Consider the following 2124-nt stretch of genomic DNA (forward strand, 5'->3'; position numbering starts at 1 on the left):
TACAGAGAGTATGGGCGGTGCACGCTGTACTCTGCCGCGGAGCGGCTTCGTTCAACAAATGCATCAACACGATTTACTACACTCGGCATCTCAGGTTGTCGGGTGTTTCTCGTTTTAAGGTGTCAATTTTAAGTATGATTGCATAGTAGTAAACGTGTTATGCAGGCGTTAGTTGTCACAGCAATTCGGAGGTATGGTGGTAGATTGGAAAAACGGGCAGTTGCTGACGTTGGTTAAAGATCAGATGTCTCAAGAAAAATTTGAGAACTTTGAAGAACAAGTCGCTTCAATTCAATGGAAGCTTAAACTATCTAAGTTCCATGGATATCATGCAACTTTGGTTTCAATGCAAGAAGTAAGTCATGTCGAAAAGTCAGTGTTGGGAGTTGGAAAAGATCCAAGATTGGCGTCATTAGCTCATTTAATAGCTCATGTTCAAACTCTTCACTCTATTGCGGATATTTTTGCTCAAATTATTTGCGCATGCTTTCCTACAGTCGCACCAACAAGAGAGCGAGACATAACATTTTACAATGTGTCAAGAAGTCTAAAACTCTCTGAACACGCAAGTTTGCTTAGTGTCAGTAAGGCTGTTGAGCTAATTAGAGAAAATTCAAAGTTCAAATATGTGGCGGCTCTGGTGAATATAAATAAGCATAGGGTTATTCCAATCAAAGAGTTTAATATGGATTACGAAAATAACATCGCTCAATATATTGTTTCCGAGTTCGAATATGATGGCATTGTGTATCCATCACGCCCGGCTACTGAAGTTTTAGATATGTATTTTGAACTTGAAGCTCAATACCTAAATATTGGTGTCGAGATAAATGCAGTGTTGAGCAAAGACAACTAACAAATAAGGATTATGCGCTGCGCAGCCAGCGTTAAATCCCGAGTGTTGAACAAGCCCGTTGCCACTTCTTATAGTAAATTGTGCGATCTGGTGTGGTGGGCGCATCGCCCTGAGACTTTTCTCAAGGCGAGCGAGGCTGAGATAAGGTTGCAACCGCAATCTTATCAATCAGTTAGCCGTTTTATTTTCTTCTTTTTGTTCGTCTCTCCTCTGATTTTACTTCGGTCATTATCCTTATTATGTTTGCCTTTCGGCTATCTCGGTCGCGTTATTCCCACGCACGCCATGTCATGCTGGCAGCAGGGGCAAGTTCGTATGGCTTTGGCTCTGATGGTCGTGGTCATTGGCGGTGTTTGATAAAACAGGTTTAACAACAAGAGTTGAATACGCACCCGTTGCGCTTTTGCTTGACCGCGTAAAAAACCGTAGTCCCTCACTCTCTGTAACCCTTTAGGCAGCACGTGTTGCAAGATGAGCAGCAAGAACTCCATCGTGGGTAAAGTGCGTGTCTTCATTGCGTTGGTTTTACTTTCTTTGTAGCGGAAGGTGACGCTATGGTCATCGCCGTGAATGATGTCTTTATCTGGCAGCACGCCTCGGTATAAGTAGCGTGATAGATATTCCAACGCGGGCTCCCCATAACCCACGCTCTGGCAGTCACGACCCACTTTTTCGGTATCGATTTGGGTAACCACAGTTGCGGGTGTTGATTGATGGCCTCAAGCAAGCGCGCTGGCAACAACCGAGAACATTACCTGATACAGCGCTTTAGGCTGTTTCTTGGCGAGGTTTCTCAGTTGATATGGCAAGGTAAAGGTGGTCATAAAGTTGTGTGTGGGAAGAAGCTTTTGTTTTTGGCGTAGCAGCCAATCACACGTGGTGCGGTGCTGGCATGACCGAGCAAGGTTTGCAAAGAGCGTAAGTCTAGCCCTTGCTCTAGAAGCGAAGCCCCATTGTGTATAAGGTGAGAAAGAAGACTTGATAGCGGCGTTGCAGAGTCATGCTTATGAGCAGGGCCACTTGTTGTGGTGTCATGATATCGGGCAGCTTTTGGGTTTGCGGCGGTTTGACGATATCGAGCCATTCCCATTGTTTGCCTAAGGTATAGCGATAGAAAAACTGTAAACCATTGCGGTCGAGTTTAACGGTACTCCATGAGTGAGAGCTTATTAAACTCACGAAGTATTCTTTTAAGTTTGAGGTGCCGAGCGTGTCGGGACAACGGTCAAAGAACTCGCTAATTCGACGCACCGCGCGAGAATAGGCAT

At 44.9% G+C, this 2124-nt stretch carries 1 protein-coding gene and 2 pseudogenes; 1 reads left to right on the forward strand and 2 read right to left on the reverse strand.

From position 1 onward, the window contains the following. Nucleotides 1-172: 172 nt before the first annotated feature. Complete coding sequence (locus QWZ04_RS13415) at nucleotides 173-856, forward strand: hypothetical protein (protein WP_290328792.1); 684 nt, start codon at nucleotides 173-175, stop codon at nucleotides 854-856. 254 nt (nucleotides 857-1110) lie between these two features. Here QWZ04_RS13415 and QWZ04_RS13420 read toward each other — a convergent pair. Both QWZ04_RS13420 and QWZ04_RS13425 read right to left on the reverse strand, forming a co-directional pair. Continuing rightward, nucleotides 1111-1749: pseudogene (locus QWZ04_RS13420) on the reverse strand (transposase); the annotation flags it as partial. 49 nt (nucleotides 1750-1798) lie between these two features. Next, nucleotides 1799-2124 (reverse strand): annotated as a pseudogene (locus QWZ04_RS13425) (phage integrase N-terminal SAM-like domain-containing protein); the annotation flags it as partial.

This window comes from Vibrio tapetis subsp. quintayensis (assembly GCF_030409945.1).
Taxonomy (GTDB): domain Bacteria; phylum Pseudomonadota; class Gammaproteobacteria; order Enterobacterales; family Vibrionaceae; genus Vibrio; species Vibrio quintayensis.